The organism is Streptomyces sp. BR1, from assembly GCF_052373795.1.
In the GTDB taxonomy this organism is placed as follows: domain Bacteria; phylum Actinomycetota; class Actinomycetes; order Streptomycetales; family Streptomycetaceae; genus Streptomyces.
Genome location: NZ_CM126252.1, coordinates 3,948,104 through 3,971,243, shown reverse-complemented (window position 1 = coordinate 3,971,243; position 23,140 = coordinate 3,948,104). Strand labels below are relative to the sequence as shown.

The 23,140-nt window shown below is 72.5% G+C and carries 22 protein-coding genes; 12 read left to right on the top strand and 10 right to left on the bottom strand.

Annotated features, from left to right (window positions below):
• Nucleotides 1–97: 97 nt before the first annotated feature.
• Together ACT1U9_RS17425 and ACT1U9_RS17420 are read right to left on the bottom strand one after the other, a co-directional pair.
• A complete protein-coding gene (locus ACT1U9_RS17425) occupies nt 98–3,202 on the bottom strand; it encodes a sacsin N-terminal ATP-binding-like domain-containing protein (RefSeq protein ID WP_444539144.1) in 3,105 nt (1,034 codons plus the stop codon).
• 331 nt (nt 3,203–3,533) lie between these two features.
• Nucleotides 3,534–4,442: a DUF3027 domain-containing protein gene (locus ACT1U9_RS17420; protein ID WP_444533653.1), complete on the bottom strand. Its 909-nt coding sequence runs from the start codon at nt 4,440–4,442 to the stop codon at nt 3,534–3,536.
• A 292-nt stretch (nt 4,443–4,734) separates the two neighbouring features.
• Here ACT1U9_RS17420 and ACT1U9_RS17415 point away from each other — a divergent pair, with 292 nt between their 5' ends.
• From ACT1U9_RS17415 to ACT1U9_RS17400, 4 genes are read left to right on the top strand one after another with little or no spacing between them, the layout of a single operon-like run.
• A complete protein-coding gene (locus ACT1U9_RS17415) occupies nt 4,735–6,087 on the top strand; it encodes an MFS transporter (RefSeq protein WP_444533652.1) in 1,353 nt (450 codons plus the stop codon).
• Between the two features lie 27 nt (nt 6,088–6,114).
• Nucleotides 6,115–6,612, top strand: coding sequence for a DUF2771 domain-containing protein (locus ACT1U9_RS17410; RefSeq protein ID WP_444533651.1), 498 nt, complete (start codon nt 6,115–6,117; stop codon nt 6,610–6,612).
• A 13-nt stretch (nt 6,613–6,625) separates the two neighbouring features.
• Nucleotides 6,626–7,267: a futalosine hydrolase gene (locus ACT1U9_RS17405; protein ID WP_444533650.1), complete on the top strand. Its 642-nt coding sequence runs from the start codon at nt 6,626–6,628 to the stop codon at nt 7,265–7,267.
• On the top strand, nt 7,260–8,111 hold the full coding sequence (locus tag ACT1U9_RS17400; protein WP_444533649.1) for a 1,4-dihydroxy-6-naphthoate synthase: 852 nt from the start codon (nt 7,260–7,262) through the stop codon (nt 8,109–8,111). The genes ACT1U9_RS17405 and ACT1U9_RS17400 overlap by 8 nt, the downstream gene beginning before the upstream one ends.
• Nucleotides 8,112–8,170: 59 nt before the next feature.
• On the opposite strand, the gene ACT1U9_RS17395 is transcribed toward ACT1U9_RS17400, so the two are convergent.
• Entirely contained in the window at nt 8,171–8,554 is a 384-nt protein-coding gene (locus ACT1U9_RS17395; RefSeq protein ID WP_067162767.1) for a cold-shock protein, read from the bottom strand.
• Nucleotides 8,555–8,728: 174 nt separating this feature from the next.
• Here ACT1U9_RS17395 and ACT1U9_RS17390 point away from each other — a divergent pair, with 174 nt between their 5' ends.
• Complete coding sequence (locus tag ACT1U9_RS17390) at nt 8,729–8,980, top strand: hypothetical protein (RefSeq protein WP_444533648.1); 252 nt, start codon at nt 8,729–8,731, stop codon at nt 8,978–8,980.
• Here ACT1U9_RS17390 and ACT1U9_RS17385 read toward each other — a convergent pair.
• Together ACT1U9_RS17385 and ACT1U9_RS17380 are read right to left on the bottom strand one after the other, a co-directional pair.
• Nucleotides 8,977–9,609 (bottom strand): HAD family hydrolase, encoded by a 633-nt coding sequence (locus ACT1U9_RS17385; protein WP_444533647.1) that lies wholly within the window; start codon nt 9,607–9,609, stop codon nt 8,977–8,979. The genes ACT1U9_RS17390 and ACT1U9_RS17385 overlap by 4 nt on opposite strands.
• Before the next feature lie 110 nt (nt 9,610–9,719).
• A complete protein-coding gene (locus tag ACT1U9_RS17380; protein WP_444533646.1) occupies nt 9,720–10,757 on the bottom strand; it encodes a hypothetical protein in 1,038 nt (345 codons plus the stop codon).
• 91 nt (nt 10,758–10,848) lie between these two features.
• On the opposite strand from ACT1U9_RS17380, the gene ACT1U9_RS17375 reads away from it, so the two are divergent.
• Nucleotides 10,849–13,419, top strand: a complete 2,571-nt coding sequence (locus ACT1U9_RS17375; protein WP_444533645.1) for a helicase-associated domain-containing protein — start codon at nt 10,849–10,851, stop codon at nt 13,417–13,419.
• A gap of 112 nt (nt 13,420–13,531) precedes the next feature.
• Nucleotides 13,532–15,181: a DNA repair helicase XPB gene (locus ACT1U9_RS17370; RefSeq protein ID WP_444533644.1), complete on the top strand. Its 1,650-nt coding sequence runs from the start codon at nt 13,532–13,534 to the stop codon at nt 15,179–15,181.
• Here ACT1U9_RS17370 and ACT1U9_RS17365 read toward each other — a convergent pair.
• Both ACT1U9_RS17365 and ACT1U9_RS17360 read right to left on the bottom strand, forming a co-directional pair.
• Nucleotides 15,127–16,191 carry a glycosyltransferase 87 family protein gene (locus tag ACT1U9_RS17365; protein WP_444539143.1) on the bottom strand — a complete coding sequence of 355 codons (1,065 nt, stop codon included), beginning with the start codon at nt 16,189–16,191 and terminating at the stop codon, nt 15,127–15,129. The two genes, ACT1U9_RS17370 and ACT1U9_RS17365, sit on opposite strands and share 55 nt — an antisense overlap.
• A 174-nt stretch (nt 16,192–16,365) precedes the next feature.
• Complete coding sequence (locus ACT1U9_RS17360) at nt 16,366–16,542, bottom strand: hypothetical protein (RefSeq protein WP_444533643.1); 177 nt, start codon at nt 16,540–16,542, stop codon at nt 16,366–16,368.
• Nucleotides 16,543–16,852: 310 nt separating this feature from the next.
• On the opposite strand from ACT1U9_RS17360, the gene ACT1U9_RS17355 reads away from it, so the two are divergent.
• The 4 genes from ACT1U9_RS17355 (at nt 16,853) to ACT1U9_RS17340 (ending at nt 20,887) form a co-directional block, all read left to right on the top strand.
• Nucleotides 16,853–18,925: a HelD family protein gene (locus ACT1U9_RS17355; RefSeq protein ID WP_444539142.1), complete on the top strand. Its 2,073-nt coding sequence runs from the start codon at nt 16,853–16,855 to the stop codon at nt 18,923–18,925.
• A 12-nt stretch (nt 18,926–18,937) separates the two neighbouring features.
• Nucleotides 18,938–19,402, top strand: a complete 465-nt coding sequence (locus ACT1U9_RS17350) for a hypothetical protein (protein ID WP_444533642.1) — start codon at nt 18,938–18,940, stop codon at nt 19,400–19,402.
• Nucleotides 19,403–19,657: 255 nt separating this feature from the next.
• Complete coding sequence (locus ACT1U9_RS17345) at nt 19,658–19,975, top strand: hypothetical protein (protein ID WP_444533641.1); 318 nt, start codon at nt 19,658–19,660, stop codon at nt 19,973–19,975.
• A gap of 252 nt (nt 19,976–20,227) precedes the next feature.
• Entirely contained in the window at nt 20,228–20,887 is a 660-nt protein-coding gene (locus ACT1U9_RS17340) for a hypothetical protein (RefSeq protein ID WP_444533640.1), read from the top strand.
• A 7-nt stretch (nt 20,888–20,894) separates the two neighbouring features.
• Here ACT1U9_RS17340 and ACT1U9_RS17335 read toward each other — a convergent pair whose 3' ends face one another.
• Nucleotides 20,895–21,137, bottom strand: coding sequence for a DUF397 domain-containing protein (locus tag ACT1U9_RS17335; RefSeq protein ID WP_444533639.1), 243 nt, complete (start codon nt 21,135–21,137; stop codon nt 20,895–20,897).
• Nucleotides 21,134–21,970, bottom strand: a complete 837-nt coding sequence (locus tag ACT1U9_RS17330) for a helix-turn-helix domain-containing protein (RefSeq protein ID WP_444533638.1) — start codon at nt 21,968–21,970, stop codon at nt 21,134–21,136. Before ACT1U9_RS17330 ends, ACT1U9_RS17335 begins: the two co-directional genes overlap by 4 nt.
• Nucleotides 21,971–22,175: 205 nt before the next feature.
• Between ACT1U9_RS17330 and ACT1U9_RS17325 the strand changes: the two genes are divergently transcribed.
• Nucleotides 22,176–22,607 (top strand): ATP-binding protein, encoded by a 432-nt coding sequence (locus ACT1U9_RS17325; protein WP_444533637.1) that lies wholly within the window; start codon nt 22,176–22,178, stop codon nt 22,605–22,607.
• On the opposite strand, the gene ACT1U9_RS17320 is transcribed toward ACT1U9_RS17325, so the two are convergent.
• Complete coding sequence (locus ACT1U9_RS17320) at nt 22,580–22,993, bottom strand: nuclear transport factor 2 family protein (protein WP_444533636.1); 414 nt, start codon at nt 22,991–22,993, stop codon at nt 22,580–22,582. The genes ACT1U9_RS17325 and ACT1U9_RS17320 overlap by 28 nt on opposite strands.
• Between the last annotated feature and the right edge of the window lie 147 nt (nt 22,994–23,140).

Here is a 23,140-nt window from a genome sequence, read left to right as displayed (position 1 = left end):
CAGCCCCCACCGGCCCGCGGCCAAAGAACCAGGCCGCCCGCCCAGGCCACGCGGCGGAGCCGCAAAATGTCACAGCCGGGAAGGGGCGGGGTGGGGCCTAGTCGAACCAGCGCGACTGCGCCAGTTCCGCCGTCCTGGACGGGTCTTCCAGCAGCGCCGCCACCTCGAAGCGACGCGGCCACTGGGACGTCGTCCAGGACAGGCCCGCCGCCACACCCTCCAGGGTCGCGGCGTGCACCGTGCCATCGGGCGTACGGCGCCAGTCCAGTTCGACCCCGCCCGCCAGGAGCTCCTCATGCTCCATGTAGGTGGAGGGAGTCGACGGCCCCAGCAACACCCGCACCGGCTCCGGCACCTCCCGCTCCGTCCCCTCCGAAGACACCTCCGCCGACACCGTCTCCCCGAGCCGGGGGACCTGGAACAGTTCCGCCAGGTCCGCCGCCCGGGACGGGGCGACCGGGAGCAGCGGGACCCCGGACGTCAGCGGGAGGAGATCCGGCGCGTCCGCGACCACCGCGTCGGCCGCGTCCACGACCCGCACCTCACCATCCACGACCGCCCTCAACTCGTCCGGAAGCGTCACCTGGTCGGGGTCCAGGTAAGCCAAGGACGTGTACAAAGCGTGCAGTTGGGCGGGCGACACCGGGCGATCGGAGTCCGCCAGGCGCGACAGCAGCTCCGCCGCACCCCCCGGCTCGTCGAGCAGCGCCGCCACCGACGTCCGCACACCCAGCGCCCGCAGCACCTGCTCGTCCTCGAACCCGGTCGCGTCGACCGACTCGTACAGGCCGAGGAGGAGCGGGTCGGAGCCCGCCGCGCGCAGGCCCGCCGGGCGGCGGCCGCCCAGGACGGGGTGGCCGCGCAGCCACCACGCGGTGTACGGGCGCACGCTCTCGGTCGTGCCGTCGGGCAGCAGGATGCGTACGGGCTGGGTCAGCGCGTCGCGCAGCGGCGGCTGGGCGAGCAGCGCGAGCGCGCGCGGCCAGGCGTCGTCGGCGACCAGGTCGAGGTCGCGTACGGCCACGATCTCCGTGGCCACCGGCGGCACCGGCGTGTGCGGCAGCCGGTCCAGGACGTCCTCGCACCACACGTCGACCGCGTCCAGCAGCCCGGCGTCGTCGGGTTCGGCGAAGTCGCCGTCGCGCGGCTCCAGTTCGTCCGGGTCGAGGACGACGTCACTAGCGCGTACGAGGGCGAACGTGGCCAGCACCCCGCACGCGGCCAGCGGCTGCTCGCCCCAGCGCTCGGCGAGCTCGCGGTCGACCTCGGCGAGTTCGCCCTCGCGGATCACCGAGGCGAACGCGCTGCCGGGAAGGACGAGTTCACCGGCGGGCGCGAGCTCGCCGTCCTCGTCGGGGAACGCGAGGGCGCCCAGCCAGGGCTCGTCGCCGGGTTCGAGCGCCGCGTCGCGTACCAACGCGAGGACGGCGTCGGCGAGTTCGTCGGCGTCGAGCGCGTCCTCGTCCCAGATCTCGCCGCCGTCGAGCGAGGCGGCGACGGCCGCGCGCACCTGAGGGGTCGTCAGGACGGCCCGGGGTGTGGCCGGGAGGGCGCCCAGCTTCTCCAGGAGCGGGTGCGCGGCGTCCGGATGCGCGACCTTCAGGCCGAGGCGGGCCAGGTCCGAGGGAGTCTGTTCCAGGGGCAGGAGGATCTGGCGGGGGCCGATCGCCGTACGGCCGTCGCTCAGCGGGACCGGGAGGCCGGAGAGCCGGTCCGGGTCGACCCCGGCCAGCGTGTCGTAGAGGCGATACCACCACTCGGGGGCGCGTTCGGCGCCGCCGATGCGCTCGATGGCGTCGCCCAGCGGCAGCCGGCCGACGCCGAGCGTACGCAGCTCGGCCCGGCGCTCCAGCCCTGCGGGCAGCAGCGTCGGCAGCACCTCGGCGAGCACCTTCACGGTGTCCGCGCCCGCGCCCTCGACCACCTCGGCCTCGAACGGCCGTAGCGCGGTGAGCTCTTCGGAGGGGGCGGCCGGGGCGAGGAAGGCGATACGGGGCAGCCGCTCCAGGATCGCCGCGCGCAGCGCCCCGTCCAGCTCGCCCCGGCCGAGCGGGCCCGGCACGAGGTCGACGGTGCCGGTCGAGACGGGCAGCCAGTCGCCGAGCAGCCTCGCGTACGCGTCGGAGGCGCGCTGCACCAGGAAGTCGGTGAGCGGGCCGGGGGCCGGGTGGCGGCGGGCGGTGTCGAGCGGCAGCGAGGCGATGAGCAGCGCGGGGACGCCCAGGGGCTCGTCGGTGGGGGTGGGGGCGTGCACGACGGGCGCCGTGCGCGGGCGCTGCGGCGCGCCGTCCAGGTCGACGGGGACAGCCCAGGTGACCGACCAGTGCGGGCGCAGCCGTTCCTCGACGGGGCGGTCGGCGAGGAGGTCCGGGCCGAGCGGGCCGTGGTCGGTGACGGTCCGCCAGCGGTTGAGGCCGTCCCTGGTGTCGTCGATGTGTACGTAACCGTCGTGCTCGGAGCGCCGCAGTACGCGGGAGCCGTCCGGGGTCTCGACGACGACCTCGACGAGTCCGGGCAGGGTGAGGAGCAGGGCGTCGTCGATCCCGGCGAGCAGGCGCTGGACCAGGTCCTCGGCGGGTTCGTCGCGCAGTGGCAGGACCACCACGGTGTCGTAGCCCTCGGGGGCGGTGCCCTCGGCGGGCAGCGGGAGCCGCAGCAGGGGTACGTGGCCGTCGCGGCGGCGCAGTTCGTCGCCCAGGCCCGGGCTGAACCTCGCCGCCTCGGCGGCCAGGTCGCGGGCCTCGGCCAGGGACCAGCGGACCCCGCCCGTGCGTCCGACGACCGCGGGCTCGTCGCTGACGGCCAGGACGGCGGCGAAGCCGACGCCGAACCTTCCTACGGCGCCCGTCGCGTCGCCGTCCTGGCGCTTGGCCGAGGCGCGCAGGGTGGAGAGGGATTCGACGCCGGCCGCGTCGAGGGGGGCGCCGGTGTTGGCGGCGGCGAGTACGGGCTGTTCGCCGGGGGCGCCGGGGTGCAGGGTCAGGCGCAGGCGGCCGGGGACGCGGGCCCGTGCGGCGGCGTCGGCGGCGTTCTGGGCCAACTCGACGACGAGGCGGTCGCGGTAGCCGCCCAGCGCGAGGTCTTCCTCGGCGTTGGCGTCCTCGCGGAAGCGGGCGGGAGCCGTGGCCCAGGAGTCCACCACGCCGCGCCGCAGCCGCGCCGTCCCGAAGGGATCGGCCCCTTCGACCCCCGTCGCCTTCACGATCACGCGCCCACACTCCGCATCTGCCTGTCGGTACACCGTGGGCTGAAGGTACCGCGTCGTGGACCGACCGGGTTTTCCCCCACCCCACCCCTTCCCTGAACCCTCCGGGGGTGGGTGGGGGTGAGGGGGTTCTCCGGGGGCTGCGCCCCGGACCCCGCTGGGGGCGGGTGGGCAAGCGGGGCTCCGCCCCTGCACCCCCGTTCGTCTGGCCGCCGGAGGCTTTCGGGAAGGGGCGGGGTGGGGGGCCAAGGGGCGCGGGGAACTGCGCGATCGGCCCCCACCGGCCCGCAGACGGATCACCGCACGCGGAAGCCGCCGCCCCGGCGAATCAGGAGTGCCCCAGCTCCTCCGACGGCTCGTCCGTCGCCTCCGGGACCGAGCCGCTGTCCGGGGACGGGCGCAGGGGCAGCACATCCGCGCCCAGGGTGTCCAGGACCGGGGGGGACGGGCGCGGGGGCTTCGGCATGACCGCCGCCTCCGAGTGGCCGCCGCAGCCGTACGACAGGGACACCACACGGCCGTCCGCCGGGCCGAATTCGTTCGCGCAGATACCGAAGGCCTGGCGGAGGGAACCCGCCACGGGGACCAGGAACGCGCACGTCATGCAGGACGCCGGGGCCGCCTGGGCCATCGGGGTCTTCGCTCCGAACGCCTCGTCCCAGCGGTCCGCCGCCGTGTGCAGGCCGTAGCGGGACAGGACACGCGCGCGGCGCATGCCGAGTTCTTCGGCGAGAGACGCGATCGAGCCGCGCGTCGTGCCGGGGCGCGACACCAGCTCCGCGTCCTCCGCCTCGACCCGCTCCGCCAGCTCCTCGGACACCGCGGAGTTCGGCGGCGGCTCCTCCTCGCCCGAGTACCCGGGCTCCAGGCGCAGATCGTCCGCCTCGGTGGGGAGGAGATCGCCCGGGCCCATGTCTCCCGGGCGCAGGCGCTCGCTCCACGGCACCCATTCGGGCGCCTGGAGCGCGTCGGGCCCGGGCAGCAGCACGGACTCGTCGAGGGTGATCTGCTTGGAGCGGGAGGCCCGCGCGACCGTCACCGCCCAGCGCCAGCCCCGGTACCCCGGCTCCTTGCACTCGAAGAAGTGCGTGACTACACGGTCACCCTCGGCCACGGCCGAGACGTGCTCGCCGACCACGCCCGGCGCGGCGGCTTCCTCCGCCGCCTCCCGGGCGAGATCGACCGCTTCGGCGCACAGGCGGTCAGGGGTACGGCTTCGCGTCGTCGCAGCACTCACAGGTCTCGCTTCTCTCCTACGCCGTCTCACGGGTGCGCCGGGGACCGCGTACGTACGAGTCGCGGACGGAGCGGACCAGGGGGCCGCGTCGACGTCCGCGCCCGGGCCGTAGAGCTGTCAGAGGCGCGCCTTCTGCCATCCATTCTGCGGGATCGCGGAGAGGCGCGCGGCCATGAGCAGCCGCGGGCGGCGCGCCTGTCACGCTACCCCCTTCGTGGCCCGTGGCCCACCTGCCGGTCCGAATCCCCGCTCGGTCCGCACAGGTCGTACGGGCTTGGGGCACTATGACTGGGTGGCAACGGCAAGGTCCGCGGACGGAACGAGTCCCCTGCGCAAGGCAGGCCGGAAGGTCGGCCGCGCGCTGCATCTGCCCTTCACCGGAACTGCCCGCTCCATCCGCAAGGCGACGCACGCGCACGGCGCCGGGGAGTCGGGCCTGGGCAAACTGATCGAGCTGCACGCCGTGAACGGCGCCGGTGACGTCATGATCACCGTGGCCCTCGCCTCCACCGTCTTCTTCTCCGTCCCCACCGACCAGGCCCGCGGGCGCGTCGCGCTGTATCTGGCGATCACCATGGCCCCGTTCACCCTGCTGGCCCCCGTGATCGGCCCGCTCCTGGACCGGATGCCGCACGGGCGGCGCGCCGCGATGGCGGGCGCGATGCTCGCCCGCGCGCTCCTCGCGCTCACCATGTCGGGCGCGGTCGCCACCGGCGGGCTTGAGCTGTATCCGGCGGCGCTCGGCGTCCTGGTGGCGTCGAAGGCGTACGGAGTGGTGCGCAGCGCCGTCGTACCGAGGCTGCTGCCGCCACGGTTCTCGCTGGTCAAGGCCAATTCGCGGGTCACACTCGCCGGGCTGCTCGCCACCGCCGCGGCCGCCCCGATCGGCGCGGGGCTCCACCACGTCGGGCCCGAATGGCCGCTCTACGGGGCGTTCTGCATCTTCGTGACGGGCACGTTCCTGGCGTTCACGCTCGACCACAAGGTGGACTCGTCCCTCGGCGAGCGCAAGGCGCAGCTGGTCGACCACGGCGGGGCGGCCCGCAAGCCCGGCCTGCGCACGGTCGGCACGGCCGTGCTGAACGGGCTGGTCGCCAACGCCGCCCTGCGCGCCCTGTCCGGCTTCCTGATCTTCTTCCTGGCCTTCCTGCTGCGCGAGCACCCGCTGGCCGGGCAGAGCGCCGCCGTCTCGCTCGCCGCCGTCGGCGTCTCGGCGGGCGTCGGCAACGCGCTGGGCACGGCGGCGGGCTCGATGCTGCGCTCCCGGGGCCCGGAGATCATCATCGTGATGGTGCTGATGGCCGCGCTCGGCGCGTCCGTGTGCGCGGCGGCGTTCTTCAGTGGCGTGCTCATGGCGGTGCTCGGCGCGACCGCCGGGTTCACCCAGGCGCTGGCGAAGCTGTCCCTGGACGCGATGATCCAGCGGGACGTGCCCGAGGAGGTGCGCACCTCGGCCTTCGCCCGGTCCGAGACCGCGCTCCAGATGTCGTGGGTGCTCGGCGGCGCCATAGGGATCGCGCTGCCGCTCAACGGAGTGCTCGGCATGTCGGTCGCCGCGGGGCTGCTCGCGGTGGGCTTCGCCACGTCCGTACGAGGGCTGCTGACGGCCGCTCGGCGCGGCACGCCACACCCGCGCGTGGCGTGATCACGGCGGACCGATAGCCTTCGGCTCATGACCGTTGCGTTCACCTCTGGTAAGGCCCGTCGGGCCGGCATCGCCCTCGGCGCTGTCTCCGCCGGACTCCTCGTCCTCTCCGCCTGCGACAAGCCGACGCCCCTCGCGACCGTGACGGTCGGGAACACCTCGGTGAACGCCGAGGCCACCTGCCGCAACGACGGCAAGGTCCTGTCGGACGAAAAGCTCACCACCTGCCTGAGCAGTGTGAAGACGTCGAAGACGATCAAGTACTCGCCGGGCGCGACGCTGCGCCTGGGCGTGGACCCGGACGTCGTCGAGAACGGCGACAAGTGGGTGGCGGTCCTCGACGGCGCCCCGATCACCGAGCCCTCCAAGCAGACGTACCGCTCCTTCCCGAACGCGGACGTCTTCGCGACGGGCGGGCAGGGCGGCGCCGCGCCGAAGAGCAAGAAGATCAACATCATCCAGGTGAACGACAACAACAAGCCCAAGTCGGTCTGGAGCTTCACGCTCAAGCGCGAAGACAGCTGAGACGACGGCTGACATGCGCGTGCTGGTCGTGACCGCGGTTCCCGCAGAGCGGGACGCGGTCACGCGCGCGTGCTCCGCGTTCGACACCGTCGTCGGCGGTGTCGGCCCGGCCTCGGCCGCCGCCGCGACCGCGACCGCGCTCGCCCGGGCCCCGTCCCCGTACGGCCTGGTCGTCTCGGCCGGGATCGGCGGCGGGTTCGCGCCGCTGGCCCCCGTCGGGTCGCTGGTCGTCTCCTCGCGGATCGTCGCCGCCGATCTGGGCGCCGACACGCCCGACGGCTATCTCGATGTCGAAGAGCTCGGTTTCGGGCGGTCGGTCCATCTGCCGCCCGCCGCACTCGCCGAGGCGATCGCCACCGCGACCGGCGCCGCGTACGCGCCCGTGCTCACCGTCTCCACCGTCACCGGCACCGCCGAACGCGCCGCCGCACTGACGCAGCGCCACCCCGGCGCCGGGGCCGAGGCGATGGAGGGGTTCGGCGTCGCCGAGGCGGCCGCGCTGCACGGCATCCCGGTCGTCGAGATCCGGGCGGTCTCCAACGCCGTGGGCCCGCGGGACCGTTCCGCCTGGCGGATCGGGGACGCGCTCGCCGCGCTCGGTGACGCTTTCGGGAAGCTCCCGCCCGTACTGGAGAGTTGGAACGGTCATGACTGAGCCGCTGCGCATCGCCTACTCGCCCTGCCCCAACGACACCTTCGTGTTCGACGCGTGGGCCCACGACCGGGTGCCGGGCGCCCCTCGCATCGACGTCACCTTCGCCGACATCGACATCACCAACGGCATCGCCGAGCGCGGCTCGGACGACTTCGACGTGCTGAAGGTGTCGTACGCCGTACTGCCCTGGGTGCTCGACGAGTACGCGCTGCTGCCCTGCGGCGGGGCGCTCGGGCGCGGCTGCGGCCCGCTGGTTCTCACCCGGGAGCCCGGCGTCGACCTCACCGGCAAGACGGTCGCCGTGCCGAGCGAGCGCTCGACGGCGTATCTGCTCTTCCGGCTCTGGGCCGCCGATGTCGTCCCCGGCGGGGTCGGCAAGGTCGTGGTGATGCCGTTCCACGAGATCATGCCCGCCGTACGGGACGGACGCGTCGACGCCGGACTCGTCATCCACGAGGCCCGGTTCACGTACCAGGAGTACGGGCTGCACTCGCTGGCCGACATGGGCGAGCACTGGGAGAACACCACCGGGCTGCCCATCCCGCTCGGCGCCATCGTCGCCCGCCGCTCGCTCGGCGAGGAGAAGCTGCGCCAACTGGCCGCCGTCATCCGCTCGTCCGTGCGGATGGCCTGGGACGACCCGGAGGTCTCGCGTCCGTACGTACGCGAGCACGCCCAGGAGATGGACCCGGCCGTGGCCGACCAGCACATCGGGCTCTACGTCAATGAGTTCACCGCCGACCTCGGCGAGGACGGCTACGCGGCGGTGCGCGGACTGCTCACACGCGCCGCGGCCGAGGGACTTGTTCCGCCCCTCGGCCGCGATGCGCTGAGTTTCGTATAAACGGTTGTCCAACTCGTAATGCGCGCTCAGGCGTTTACGGGTCGGGCTTACCCGTCGCCTTACACGTCGAGCTGGTCCGCGACCGCCCGCAGCAGACCGGCGATCTTCTTGCCGGCGGCCTTGTCGGGGTAACGGCCGCGCTCCAGCATCGGCGTGATGTTCTCCAGGAGCGTCGTCAGATCCTGGACGATGGAGGCCAGTTCGTCGGGCTTGCGGCGCTGTGCGGCCGCGACCGAGGGCGCCGGGTCGAGGACCGTCACCGAAAGAGCCTGGTCACCGCGCTGGCCTGCCACTACGCCGAACTCGACGCGCTGGCCGGGCTTGAGCGTCTCCACCCCGGAGGGGAGCACGGACGAGTGCACGAAGACGTCACCGCCGTCGTCGCGGGAGAGAAAGCCGAAGCCCTTCTCGCTGTTGAACCATTTGACCTTGCCGGTAGGCACGTCTGTCCTCGTCCTCGTACTCGTCGTCGGATGCTCGGGGCGCCGCGGAAAAACGGCTCTGGATAGCACTGCAGCGGGTCGCCTTCGGACCCGCCGACACCAAGGCTAATGGTCCAGAGGCTGCTGACAAGACGTCCCGGCAGGTCCTTACGGGCAGGGAACTACCCTGACCGAGTGAGTAACGAAACCCAAGCGAATTCGGCCAGCGACGAGTCGAACACCGGGGACCGGCTGGTTCGCGCCGGTGTCATCGTCTTCTTCGTCGGCGCGCTCGCCACGCTGGTCACGGTGGCGCCGCTGTTCCTGCACACGTCGAGGTTCCCTCCCGCCGCGTACTGGGTCTGCATGCTGATGGGCGTGGGGTTCCTGATCGCGGCGGCGGGTGTGGTGACGTCGGTACGACGGTCGGGGCGGGGCGCGGCCTAGCCGCGTGTGTGGCCGTTCGCCGCGTACGTCTTCCACCACGGACGGAATTCCGTGAGGTCGGCGAGGAGTACGTCCGCGCCCGCCGCGCGCAGTTCGTCCGCGCCGATGGGGCCGGTCGGTACGGCCACCGAGAGCGCGCCCGCCGTGTGCGCCCCGCGTACGTCGCCGGTGTGATCACCCACGTACACCTCCGCGCCGTGCGCGCGCAGCGCCTGAGCCTTGGCCTCGGCCCATAGTCCGCCGATCAGTTCGTCGGGCTCGATGCCGAGGTGGGTGAGGTGCATCGCCGCCTGCGGGGCGTTCTTGGCGGTGACGACTATCGCGCGGCCGCCGAGCTCCTGGACGGCGCGGATGGCGTCGTCGGCGCCGGGGAGGGCGGGGGTGCGGGTGATGGCGTATGTGGGGTAGATCTCACGGTAGCGCCGGGCCATCTCCTCGACCTGGTCCTCCGGGAACCAGTGCGCGAGCTCCCATTCGAGCGGCGGCCCGAGCCGGCCGACGGCCGCGTCGGCGTCGATGTAGGTGCCGGTGTCCTCGGCGAGCCGGGTGTAGACGGCGTGGATGCCGGGGCGGGAGTCGATGAGGGTCATGTCGAGGTCGAATCCGACGGTGGGGGTACGGGAGGCCATACCGCCCATTGTGCCGAGCCCCACCCCGCCCCTTCGCCTAAACCCTCCGGGGGTGGGTGGGGGCTGAGGGGGGGTGGGGGAGGGCTTGGGGAAGGGGTGGGGTGCGGGCATCACCGGGGGCGCTGTGAGCGCCAGAATATGAACAGGGCCGAGGACAGCGCCGCTATGCGCAGCAGCCACGGCCACATTCCCGACGCCGCGTCGCCCATCGCGCCCTGGGCTATCGGCGCGCCCCAGCGGCCGTCCTGGCGGCCCCAGAGCCAGACCAGGCCGCCGACCAGGGTCAGGGCGGGCAGGCCGAGGACGCCCCACTTCTTCTCCGCGGGCGTCAGCCGCCGCGAGAGGTACGCGAGGAGCCAACCGCCGCCCAGGGCGTACAGGTTGCCGAACAGCGCCCCGCCCACGAGCAGCACCGCCGCGAGCACCAGGAACGGGTTGGTCAGGCCGGGCCGAGTGCGTTCGGAGCGCTTGGACGGGATCAGGGCGCGCCAGTTCCGGGTCCGGGGCGGCGGTTCGGGGTCGGGCTCCGAGTCCAGCTCCACCGCCTCATCGGACTCCTCCTCCGGCTCTTCCTCGCCCTCCCCTTCCTTCCCCGGCTGCTTCAACATCTCCGGGATCTCCACCCCGCCCACGAACCCCGCCACCGAGTCCCCGGGCCCCCCGCCACCGAACGGGCCCTGCTCGACGCGCCACCAGTCGGGCTCGCCGTCGGACGGGGCGAGTTCGTCCATGCCCGCGAGGTGCGGCGGCGACGCGGCACCCGGGGACGGCTCGGCCACGCCCGCCGAGGGCGACGACGCGCGCGGGCGCGGGAACAGCTTCGGCCGCCCCCGCTCCCGGGGCCGCCCGCTCCCCCCGTCCCGCTGCCCCGGCACCCCGCGTCCCGCCGCCTCCACCTCGGGCGGCGCCGCGTACTCCCCGCCCACGGCGACCGACTCGACCACCTCGTCCGGCGTACCCAGCCGCCCCAGGATCCGGCGCACCGCGGCCGGGGTGTCACTGCCGTACTTCGCCCGGCTGCGGTCGATCTCGTCCCGCAGCGACGACACCAGCCGCATCCGCGTCCCCGACGGCAGCTGCCGCTGCTGGGCCAGGTCGCCGACCCGGCTCAGATAGTCGTAGACCAGCTGGTCGCTCTCGATCCCCACGCCGTTCCCCTCCGTGCCCCGACCCGCCCCGCCGGGGCCCGCCGCCGCCTCCCTGCCCTGACGGTAGCGTGCAGCGGCTACCGTGGGGCGGATGGGGACCGGCGAGCGCAACCAGGAGGCGCACGTGCCCGAAGCAACAACCGGAGCGACCGGCGACGAGTACGGCACGGCCGCCGGTACGACGGGCGCGGGCCGCACCTCCGGCACGGCCACTTCCAGCCCGGCCACCCCCACCCCCCGCACCCTCGCCGAAGCCCTCCGCTCCCGCCCCGACTCCTCCCTCGCCGTCCTCCTCCGCGCACGCCCCGACCTGCTCAACCCCGTACCCGGCGACCTGACCCAGCTCGCCACCCGGGCCGGGACGCGGGCCTCCGTCGTACGGGCCCTGGAGCGGCTCGACCGGTTCGCGTTGCAGAGTGCGCAGGCGCTGGCCGTCGCGCCCGACCCGGCGCCGTACGACGTACTGCTCGCGCTGCTCAGCGGCGACGACGGAGACCGGGAGATCGAGGCCGCGCTGCCCGGTGCGCTGAACAAACTGCGGGAGCAGGCGCTCGTGTGGGGGCCGGACGACCGGCTGCGGCTCGTGCGTACCGCCCGCGAACTGCTCGCGCCCTCCCCCGCGCACCCCTCCCCCACCGGCCTCGGCCCGACCGTCGCCGAGGCCACGGCCGGGATGTCGCCGGGGCGGGTGCAGGAGATCCTGCAGGCCGTCGGGCTGGCCGCCACCCATGACCCCGTTTCCGCCGTCGCCTCGCTGACCTCGCTCTTCACCGACCGGCGGCGGATGTCGGAGCTCCTGGACACCGCGCCGCCCGAAGCGCTGGGCGTGCTCGACCGGCTGGTGTGGGGGCCGCCGTACGGGGAGGTGTCGGCCGATCCCGCGCCGCCCGTGCGCTGGCTGCGGGACCACGGGCTGCTGCTGCCGACCTCCGCCCGCACCCTCGTGCTGCCCCGCGAGGTCGCCCTGCATCTGCGCGCCGGGCGCGCGCACCGGGCGCCCGAGCCGGTCGCGCCCGCCGTCGCGCCGGCGCGCGAGTACGCGCCGCGCATCGTCGACACCACGGCGGCGGGCCAGGCCCTGACCGCGCTGACGATGATCGAGGACCTGCTGGCCGAGTGGGACGAGGGCGGCCCGGCCGTACTGCGCGCGGGCGGCCTGAGCGTGCGTGATCTCAAGCGGACCGCCGTGGCGCTCGACACCACCGAGCAGACCGCCGCCTTCTGGCTCGAACTCGCCTATGCCGCCGGACTGTTGGCCTCCGACGGCGAGGCCGACGAGCGGTACGCGCCCACGCCCGCCTGCGACGACTGGCTGGAGCTGCCGCCCGCCGACCGCTGGTCGCGCCTCGCCGCCGCCTGGCTCTCGGCGACCCGCACCCCGGGCCTCGTCGGCGGCCAGGACACCCGCGGCCGCACCCTGTCCGCGCTCGGCCCCGACCTCGACCGCTCCCCGGCCCCCGAGGTACGCCACCGCGTCCTCACCCTGCTCGCCCGTCTCCCCGAGGGCGCCGCCCCCGACCCCGGGACGCTGCTGGAGCGGCTGCGCTGGGAGCACCCGACCCGCACCGGCCCCGAGGACCTGCGCTCCAAGCTGGCCCAATGGACGCTGGAGGAGGGCGAGTTGCTGGGCATCACGGGCCGGGGCGCGCTCTCCGCCCACGGCCGCGCGCTCATCGAACCCGCCGCATCACAACAGAGCACCACCCTCCTCGGCCTCTCCGCCGCCGCCGCGCTCGCGCCGCATCTGCCCGAGCCCGTCGACCACGTCCTGCTCCAGGCCGACCTCACCGCCGTCGCGCCCGGCCCGCTGCGGCGCCCGCTCGCCGCGACCCTGAACGTGCTCGCGGACATCGAGTCGAAGGGTGGGGCGACGGTCTACCGGTTCACGCCCGCCTCCGTGCGGCGCGCGCTGGACGCCGGGCAGGCCGCCTCCGATCTGCACGCGTTCCTGGCCGCGCACAGCCGTACGCCGGTGCCGCAGCCGCTCAGCTATCTCATCGACGACGTGGCCCGCCGCCACGGCCACCTGCGGGTCGGCGCCGCCTCCTCGTACGTACGCTGCGACGACGACGCGCTGCTCGACGAGATCGTCGCCGACAAGCGGTCCGCCGCGCTGCGCCTGCGCCGCCTCGCCCCGACCGTGCTGGCCGCCCAGGCCGACCCCGCCTCCCTCCTGGAGCTGCTGCGCGCGATGGGGTACGCCCCGGCCGCCGAGTCCGCCGAGGGCGATGTGGTGATCGCCCGCGCCGACACCCGCCGCACCCCGCCCCGCACCCCGCCCGTCCCCGTCCCCGACGGCCCGCCGCTGCCGGACGACACTCTGCTCGGCGCGGCGGTACGGGCGATCCGCGCGGGCGACGAGGCCGCCACGGTCGTACGCAAGGAGCCGCCGAGCACCACGGCCGCGCCCGCGGAACAGGGCACGCTGCCCCGCACCACCCCCGCCGAGACCCTGGCCACCGTCCAGGCCGCGGCCATGACCGGCTCGGCCGTCTGGATCGGCTATGTCAACGCGGACGGCGCGGCCAGCCAGCGCGTCATCGCCCCGGTCCGCGTCGAGGGCGGCTTCGTGACGGGCTACGACCACACCGCCGACGAGGTGCGGACGTATCCGCTGCACCGGATCACCGGCGTCGCGGAGCTGGCCGACGACTCGGCGTGAGACGTAAGCCGGAAAACCCGGCGCCACCAAGGGACCGCCCCGCATTCCCCCCGGCTCAGGCACACTGGAGGTTTCGCCGCCTCCACGTACGTACGGAATGAGGGTGCACCGCGTGAACGGGCCACTGATCGTCCAGTCGGACAAGACCCTGCTCCTGGAAGTCGACCATGAGCAGGCCGACGCCTGCCGTCGTGCCATCGCGCCCTTCGCCGAGCTGGAGCGGGCGCCGGAGCACATCCACACCTACCGGGTGACCCCGCTGGGCCTGTGGAACGCGCGCGCGGCCGGGCACGACGCCGAGCAGGTGGTGGACGCGCTGGTCGAGTTCTCGCGCTACCCCGTGCCGCACGCGCTGCTCGTCGACGTCGCCGAGACCATGGCGCGCTACGGCCGCCTCACCCTCAGCAAGCACCCGGTCCACGGTCTGGTCCTCACCACCACCGACCGGCCCGTGCTGGAAGAGATCCTGCGGTCCAAGAAGATCGTTCCGCTGGTCGGCGCCCGGATCGACGCGGACACCGTCGCCGTGCACCCCTCCGAGCGCGGCCAGATCAAGCAGACCCTGCTGAAGCTCGGCTGGCCCGCCGAGGACCTCGCCGGTTACGTGGACGGCGAGGCGCACCCCATCGAGCTCGCCGAGGACGGCTGGGCCCTTCGCCCGTATCAGAAGCAGGCCGTCGAGGGGTTCTGGCACGGCGGCAGCGGTGTGGTCGTACTGCCCTGTGGCGCCGGAAAGACGCTGGTCGGGGCGGGTGCCATGGCTCAGGCCAAGGCCACCACCCTCATCCTCGTCACCAACACCGTCTCGGCCCGGCAGTGGAAGCACGAGCTGGTGAAGCGGACCTCGCTGACCGAGGACGAGATCGGCGAGTACAGCGGGACGCGCAAGGAGATCCGGCCCGTCACCATCGCCACGTACCAGGTGCTGACCACCCGGCGTAAGGGCGTCTATCCGCACCTCGAACTCTTCGACTCGCGCGACTGGGGTCTGATCGTCTACGACGAGGTGCATCTGCTGCCCGCGCCCGTCTTCAAGTTCACCGCCGACCTCCAGGCGCGCCGCCGCCTCGGGCTCACCGCCACCCTCGTACGCGAGGACGGGCGCGAGTCGGACGTCTTCTCGCTCATCGGGCCGAAGCGGTTCGACGCGCCGTGGAAGGAGATCGAGGCGCAGGGCTACATCGCGCCCGCCGACTGCGTCGAGGTCCGCGTCAACCTCACGGACAGCGAGCGCCTTGCGTACGCGACCGCCGAGACCGAGGAGAAGTACCGCTTCTGCGCGACCACCGCGACCAAGCGGAAGGTGACGGAGGCCCTGGTACGGAAGTTCGCGGGCCAGCAGATCCTCGTCATCGGGCAGTACATCGACCAACTCGACGAGCTGGGCGAGCACTTGAAGGCGCCCGTGATCAAGGGCGAGACCTCCAACGCCCAGCGCGAGAAGCTCTTCGACGCGTTCCGCCAGGGCGAGATCAGCGTGCTCGTCGTCTCCAAGGTCGCGAACTTCTCCATCGACCTGCCGGAGGCGACCGTCGCCATCCAGGTCTCGGGCACCTTCGGCTCCCGCCAGGAGGAGGCGCAGCGCCTCGGCCGCGTCCTGCGCCCGAAGGCCGACGGCCACCAGGCGCACTTCTACTCGGTGGTCGCGCGCGACACCATCGACCAGGACTTCGCCGCCCACCGCCAGCGCTTCCTGGCCGAGCAGGGTTACGCGTACCGCATCGTCGACGCGGACGACCTGCTCGCGGGCGACATCGGCTGAGCCCGCGCGCGTACCGCCGCGCAGCCGATCACCGCGAGCCCGAACAGCGGGTACGGGGACGCCAACGGCTGCTGCCACCAGGGGAGATGGAGATCCAGGGCCCCCTGGTGCGGCACCAGCCAGAGCGTGCGGGCGGTGAAGACGACCGCGACGGCCACGGCGATACGCACACGACCCTCGCCCAGCAGGAGCGCGAGCAGCGGGACGCACCACACCCAGTGGTGCGACCAGCTGATCGGCGAGACCAGCAGCGCGGTGACGGCGACGACGAGGACGCCCCAGCGCTCGTCCGTACGCCGGGCCGTCCACAGGCCCGCGACCGCCACCGCGACCGCCGCGACCCACCACACCGCGCCCGGCGCGGGCGTGTGCAGCAGCCGGGCCAGCAGCCCCTGCAACGACTGGTTGTCGACGATCCACGCCTTGCCGACGCGATCGGTCTCGTAGAGCCGCCGCGTCCAGAACTCCACGCTGGCGCCCGGCAGCACGAGCGCGCCCAGCAGCACGGTGGCGGCGAAGGCGGCCGCGCCCGTGGCCGCCTCGCGTCTTCTGCCCCTGAGCAGGGCGTAGAAGATGAAGATCGCCGGTGTGAGTTTGATGCCCGCTGCGACACCGACGGCGACGCCCTTGCCCAGCGTCCCCGGCGGCCTGGTCAGGTCCCACAGGAGCAGGCAGGCAAGGGCGAGGTTGATCTGGCCGAACAGGAGCGTCTGGAAGACCGGTTCCAGCCACAGCCCGACGGCGGTGGCGGCGAGTACGGGCGCGATGCGCGGCGCGATCCCGGCGAAACGGCAGGACAGCCGCACCAGGAGGGCGAGCAGGACCGCGTTCCCGACGGCGAAGGCCACCTTGAGCGCCGGGAGCGGCAGCCAGGTGGCCGGGACGAAGAGGAGGGCGGCGAACGGGGGGTAGGTGGCGGGCAGATGCCACGGGGTGACGGTGAAGCCGTACAGATCGGTGCCGTTCGCGACGGCCGCGCCCTCCGCCCGGTAGACCAGGGCGTCCGCCATGGGGATCCGGAGGGCGATACAGAGTGCCGCGAGCGCGACGGGCGACAGGGCGAGGACGAGCGACAGCGCGCCTGTTGCGAGAGGGAGACGTGTTGCGGGGAGTGAACGTGTGGTCACGGTCCGGTACTTCACGGCCGCGACCCTAGGGGACCGTGCGGCCCCGTCCCGTCAGGCTCAGCGGCGGCGGCGCACGCCCGCCTCTTCGGAGTACTCCCCGAGGACGACGACGCTCAGCGCGGCCCCGGCGAACGCCTTGGCGGCGCGCAGAGCATTGCCGACGGGGTGGCCGTGGTGGCCCTTGTGGCTGTCGGAGTGGGCGGTGGACGCGGGGGTGAAGGTCACGGTGCTCATGTACTCAATGATGGTTTCCCGCCACGCCTGTTGCATCGCTCTGCGGGGTGAACCCACACCCTCCCCATGTCCACCTCTGGTCCAACCCCATCCCCTACGGGTAGGACCCCGATCCCTAGGGGTCACCCCGGAGAACGAGCTGGCCGAGCCTCCGGCCGCCGGAAAACCGTTCGACCGCCCCCGGCCCGCTGACTACAATCTCCCCTTCCCGCCTCCTCGCGAGGAGCGCCGCCGCCCGGACGGAAACCGGCCGGCCGCCCTGACGTACGCCGACCCGCGAACCGTGAACCGCAAGCCCGGAGGCAGCACCGTGCCCGCGCACGCACCCGTAGACGAACCCGGCCACGACACCGACCCGCTCGCGCGCGAGCGCGCCCACCTCACGTCCTCCCGCGCCGCCCTGCGGGCGATGCGCGAGGACGTGGAGGCCCTGGACATCCGCGACGTCACCGCGAACTGGGTGAACGCCGCCGTCCTGGAGCGCCAGATCGAGGACCGCGTCAAGGCGCTCGCCGACCTCTCGCACACCCCGCTCTTCTTCGGCCGCCTCGACTATCTGCACGCGCCGGGCGCCGACCAGGCCGAGGGCGCGGAGGGCGAGCGGTTCTACATCGGCCGCCGCCATGTCCACGACGCCGAGGGCGACCCGATGGTGATCGACTGGCGTGCGCCGGTCTCGCAGCCGTTCTACCGGGCGTCCAAGAAGGACGCCATGGACATCGGCCTGCGCCGCCGCTTCGGCTACACCGGCGGCGACCTCACCGCGTACGAGGACGAGCACCTCAGCGACCCGGCGGAGACCGCGCGCACCAGCAAGCTGCTCCAGCAGGAGATCGAGCGGCCGCGCGTCGGTCCCATGCGGGACATCGTGGCGACGATCCAGCCGGAGCAGGACGAGATCGTACGGTCGGGGCTCTCCGGTTCGGTGTGTGTGCAGGGCGGTCCCGGCACCGGGAAGACGGCCGTCGGCCTGCACCGGGTGGCGTATCTGCTCTACGCGCACCGCGAGCGCCTGGCCCGCACCGGCACGCTGGTGATCGGACCGAACGCGTCCTTCCTCCACTACATCGAGCAAGTGCTCCCCGCGCTCGGCGAGTTGGAGGTCAAGCAGGCCACGGTGGACGACCTGGTGGCGCACGTCGAGGTACGGGCGATCGACGACGCGCCCGCGGCCATCGTCAAGGGCGACGCCCGGATGGCCGAGGTGCTGAGCCGGGCGGTCCGCTCGCACATCACCCTGCCCACCGAGCCGCTGATGGTGGTGCGCGGCTCGCGCCGCTGGCGGGTCCCGGCGTACGAACTGGCCGAGATCGTCCAGGAGTTGACGGACCGTGACATCCGTTACGGCGCTGCCCACGAGGCCCTGCCGCAGCGCATCGCGCACGCCGTTCTCGTACGCATGGAGCAGGCGGGCGAGGCGCCGGACGACCGGGTGCAGGACGCGGTGGCGCGCAACGCGGCCGTGAAGGCCGTGGTCAAGGCGGTCTGGCCGCAGGTGGACCCGGCGAAGCTGGTCCTTCGGCTGCTCTGCGACCCGGAGTTCCTGGCCGCGAACGCGGAGGGTGTGCTCAGCGCCGACGAGCAGAAGACGATCCTGTGGGACAGGCCCGCGCGGAGCGTGAAGAGCGCGAAGTGGTCGGCGGCGGACGCGGTCCTCATCGACGAGGCGAACGACCTGGTGGAGCGCACCCACTCGCTCGGCCATGTGGTGATCGACGAGGCGCAGGACCTCTCCCCGATGCAGTACCGGGCGGTCGGCCGGCGCTGCTCGACCGGCTCGGCGACGGTCCTCGGCGACCTCGCGCAGGGCACCACGCCCTGGGCGACGGGGAGTTGGGACGAGGCGCTGCGCCATCTGGGCAAGGCGGAGGCGGTCGTGGAGGAGCTGACGGCCGGTTTCCGCGTGCCGCGCGAGGTGATCGCGTACGCGTCCCGGCTGCTCCCGTCGATCTCGCCGGGCCTGACACCGGTGGAGTCGGTCCGTGAGACACCGGGGGCGCTGGCCGTACGCGAGTCCACGGATCTCGACGCGGACGTCCTGGCGGCCTGCCGCGAGGCGCTGGCGCACGAGGGCTCGACGGGCCTGATCGCGGCGGACGCGCGCGTACCGGCGCTCGCGGAGGCGCTGACGGCGGCCGGGATGGTGTTCCTGGCCCCGGGCGAGGAGACGACGTCCGAGTCCCGTCTCACCCTGGTCCCGGCGTCGCTGGCCAAGGGCCTGGAGTACGACTACGTGGTCCTCGACGAGCCCGCCGCCGTGGTCGACGGCGAGCCCGACGAACGCACGGGCCTGCGCCGCCTGTACGTGGCCCTGACCCGAGCGGTGTCGGGCCTGACGGTCTGCCACGCGGCACCGCTGCCGTCCCAACTCGCCACCTACTAGAAGCAGAGCGCGATGGGGATCTTCGACAGACTGACGGGCACCCGCTACCCCGAGAGCGGCGTCACACCTCGTTGGACCACGCAGGTCCGGGAGGCGCTGCTCGCGCTCGACGGCCCGGACGTGCCGTACCGCATACGCGGTGCCACCGCCCAGGAGAAGGCCGACCTGACGGCGGAGTGGCGGATCGAGGAGCTGCACCTGCGGCTCAGGATCCGGATGCGCTTCGACCCGGTGCGGCGCGAGGTGCGGGCGCTCGAAGAGCGGTGGGACGCGAAGGAGCGCGAATACCACCGCGGTCCGGCGTCCGGTTTCCACAAGGAGTGGACGTACGAGCGGGGGCCGGACGGCCGCCGCCACCGGGTCGAGACGCTGCGCGTCAACACCTCGGACATGAGGACCGCCCTGCGGGACACGGTCCTGGAGGCGGGGTGGACTTGGCGGGGGGTGCTGCGGCTTCGGGGGTTGGATCGGGGGTAGGGGTCTGCCCTCTTCTTGAGTGGGCACGAGATCAGGTGTGATCCGGCAGGTGCGGTGGCCTCCGTGGGGCCACCGCACCGTGCTGCCCTCGTTGATCAACGGGAGGGCAATTCACTGATCGGCATCGGTCTACGAAAGCACACGTAACCCACGTGTACCGACGCGAAATGGCTTGAATGCCCCCTGTACGACCAGACCGGTCTCGCCCAGGCTCCCCAGACAAGTCAACGCTGCCTCTGGAAAGAGGGGATACCCATGAGCAGTGCGGAACCGGAGACCGTCAAGGCCGAACCGTCCGTCGCGCAGAAGGAAGCGGTCACCGAGGCGTCCGGGTGGTACGCGGACATCACCACGCACGGTGTCTTCCGCTGGCGGGTGTTCATCTCCGCCATCACTCCGGGCAGCGTGGTGATGGTCTCCATCACCGAGCTGTCCTCCTCGGGCGCTCCGTTCATCGGGGACGCGGTCATGCGCATCGACAACGTGTCGCCCGGCGGCGGGTACGTCGACGTGCGCGGCGAGATCAACTGGTCGAGCAACCTGCGCGCCCGCCTGAACATCCTCGTCCAGTAGACCCGGTACTCCCGAAGCTCCGGCCAGGTGCTGATCTGCACCTGGCCGGAGCTTCGGCGGTACAGGCCGATACGTACGGGCCTCGTACCGCTTTGGTATTGAAGCGGTCATGAATCGGCCACGGGGCCACGCAAATCGGTCATCGGCATGGCGGAGCCGGTCGCTCCTCGACTAGGAACTCTGTTCGCAGAGAGCGCCACAGGCGTTCCACAGTCAACGCGAGCCATTCGCAGTCACGGGGGAGTACGCACCATGAGCAGTTTCGCCATGCGCAAGGCAACGCTGGGTACGGTCGGTCTGGTCGTCGTCGGCTCGCTGGCGCTGAGCGCCTGCAACGGCGACGACAAGGGCACGGCGGACGGGGCGACCAAGAGCCCGACGTCCGCGCCGACTTCGCCCGCGTCGCCGTCGACCCAGCCGAGCGCCCCCGCCGATCAGGGCGGAGCCGCCGGTGACGCCAAGGGCGGGCAGCAGTTCAAGATCGGCGAGGCGGCGCAGTTCCCGTTCAAGTACGGCACCACCACCAAGGGCGAGATCGCGCTGACCGTCACCTCGATCGAGAAGGGCGCCCCCGCCGACCTGGCGCCGCTCAAGCTCGGCGACAAGGCGGCGGGCAAGGTCCCGTACTACATCCACTACTCGGTCAAGAACGTCGGCACCACCGACCTTCAGTACGCCTCCGTGGGCCACATCAAGGGCCACCTCGGGGACGGCACCGAGGCGCAGGACCTGACGATCATCGGCAAGTTCGAGAAGTGCTCCTCCGACTCGCTGCCGCAGGGCTTCACGAACGGCAAGACGCAGGAGGGCTGCGCGATCGCGCTGGCCCCGTCGGCCACGACGAAGGTCGCATCGGCGGAGTACTGGGGCGACCCGTTCATGACGATCGGCAAGGGCCTGATCTGGAAGTAGCCCGCTCCTAGCCGGCCGCGTACGGGACGAACTCCGCCCACGCGGCCGGCGACAGGGCGAGCGCCGGGCCCTGCGGGTTCTTGGAGTCGCGGACGTGGATGGTGGCCGGGCAGGCGGCCACCTCTACGCAGTCGCCGCTGGAGCCGCTGCTGTACGTGGACTTGCGCCAGGCGAGAGCGACTTCGACGCAACTGTCGCCGGAGCCACTGCTGTAACTGCTCTTGAACCAGGCGAGTTCGGTGGTGCTCATAACGCTCCTCGCAGTTGCTCCAACAGGCTCGCGGAGTCCTCGGGGGTGAGGGCCTGCGTGCGCAGTTTCGCATACCGCATGTGGAGCGTGCTGACGACTTTGGGATCAGAGATGTACTGGCCGCTCTCCTGCCCCTCGCAGTAACCGAACCACCGGTTTGACGGAGTCTCCAGGAGCTGAATGGGCCCATCCAGTCCAGCATGAACGCCCCTGGCCAGCGGCATGACTTGCAGCTGGATGTGCCGTGGGGACGCGCACTCCAGGACGTAATCGATGAGCTCGCGGGTCACGTCCGGACCGCCCGTACGCCGCTGGAAGACGTGCTCTTCGAGAATGAAGCTGTACGAGGTGTTGGGGCGATCCCGCAGAAGCTGCTGCCGTTCCTGTCGGGCGGTCAACTGGGCCTCGACCTGCGCGTCCGTGAGCAGGGGCACTCGCTCGCCGAACAGCGTCCGCGTGTACGACTCCGTCTGCAACAGGCCCGGCACGAGCCGCGACTCGTACGTGTACAGGCTGATCGCGTGCTGTTCGAGGCGGGCCCAGCGGCGGAACCACGCGGCGAGGCCGGGCTGGCGGTTGAGGTGCTTGGCGGCCTTGCGCAGAGCACCCGTGTTGCCGAGAGCCGCCTCGGCGCGCTCGATGAAGACCCGGTCGGGCATGCGGCGGCCCAACTCCACCGACGCGACGGTGTGTTTGGAGAACCCGACCAACTGGCCGAAGTCCTCGCGGCTCAGCCCCGCGTGTTCCCGCAGGGCCTGGACGACCGCGCCGAACGTCCGCAGGCTGTCCGACACGTCGGGTTCGCCGTCGTGTCCCTCGTGCTCCCAGGCCATCCGGCCACCTCCCGGTGAGTGGATCTCCTCGCGCTCAACTCACCCAGCGTTACGGGGTGTTGGCAGTACTGTCTACCGCACGGCCGCGTACGCTCGCGCGGCGTACGCGCTTCTGGCCTGGTCATGGGCGTGCGGACGCCGCCACTGTGGCCCCATGCACCCCGAAAACGGAACTGTGACCGCCCAACTGCCCACTACCGTACGTATGTTCAGGCGCAGACTGTCCGCCACGCGGCGCGGTGCACGGCTGGCGCGGCTGCTTGCCGTCCAACAGCTTCACGAGTGGGGCGTGCCGCGACGCGGCGACGCGTCGGACACGGCCGCGCTGCTCGTCGCGGAGCTGGCGTCCAATGCGGTGCTGCACGCGCGCGTACCCGGCCGCGACTTCGAGTTGGGGCTCGCTCTGCAAGAGGGCGTGCTGCGGATCGAGGTGACGGATGCGCGGGGGGATCGGCGACTCCCGGTAGGGACTTCGCCGAGGGACCCGGACGCGGTCGCCGAGTCAGGTCGGGGACTACTGCTGATCTCGGCCCTGGCCGCGCGTTGGGGCGCGGAGGAGGGTCCGGTGCCGCGCAAGACGGTGTGGGCGGAGGTGCGTGTCCTGGGCCCTCAGCTCATCAGCTCGGGCGCGAAATAGTCACGCAGGCGAGCGATCTTCCCTTCGCGGATGCGGAAGATCTGTACCAGCGAGACAGCCACGTCACCTCCGTCCCCGTCCCCGTCGAAGACCGTGTCGATCTCGGCGATGAACACGTCGGGATCGGCGGTGGTGTGCAGTACATACCGGGACTTCTCAAGGTTCGGCGAGCGGACGTCCTTCGCCTGTTGCTCGTAGTACGCCGCCATCCCGACACGGATCTCCTCGCGACCGACCAACCTCCGGGGGAAGGCGGCGCCGGCAGGCATGAGCGGCGCCTCGAAGACGCCGTCCACGGTGAAGTTCTCGGCAAGGGCGTCGGCATTCCGGGTCACGGCACCGGCGTAGACGTGGCTCTCGAAGATCTCCTGCGGCGTTCGGGACACGGCGGCCTCCCTGGACTCGTACTCGTACTCAGACTCGGACTCGGACGCAGAAGGCCACATCATCACAGTGACGCTTCCGGAAGGGCGGTTTCCGTGAACGATCACATTGCGGGTAGCAGCCGCCGCTTTCGGACGTACCACTGGTAG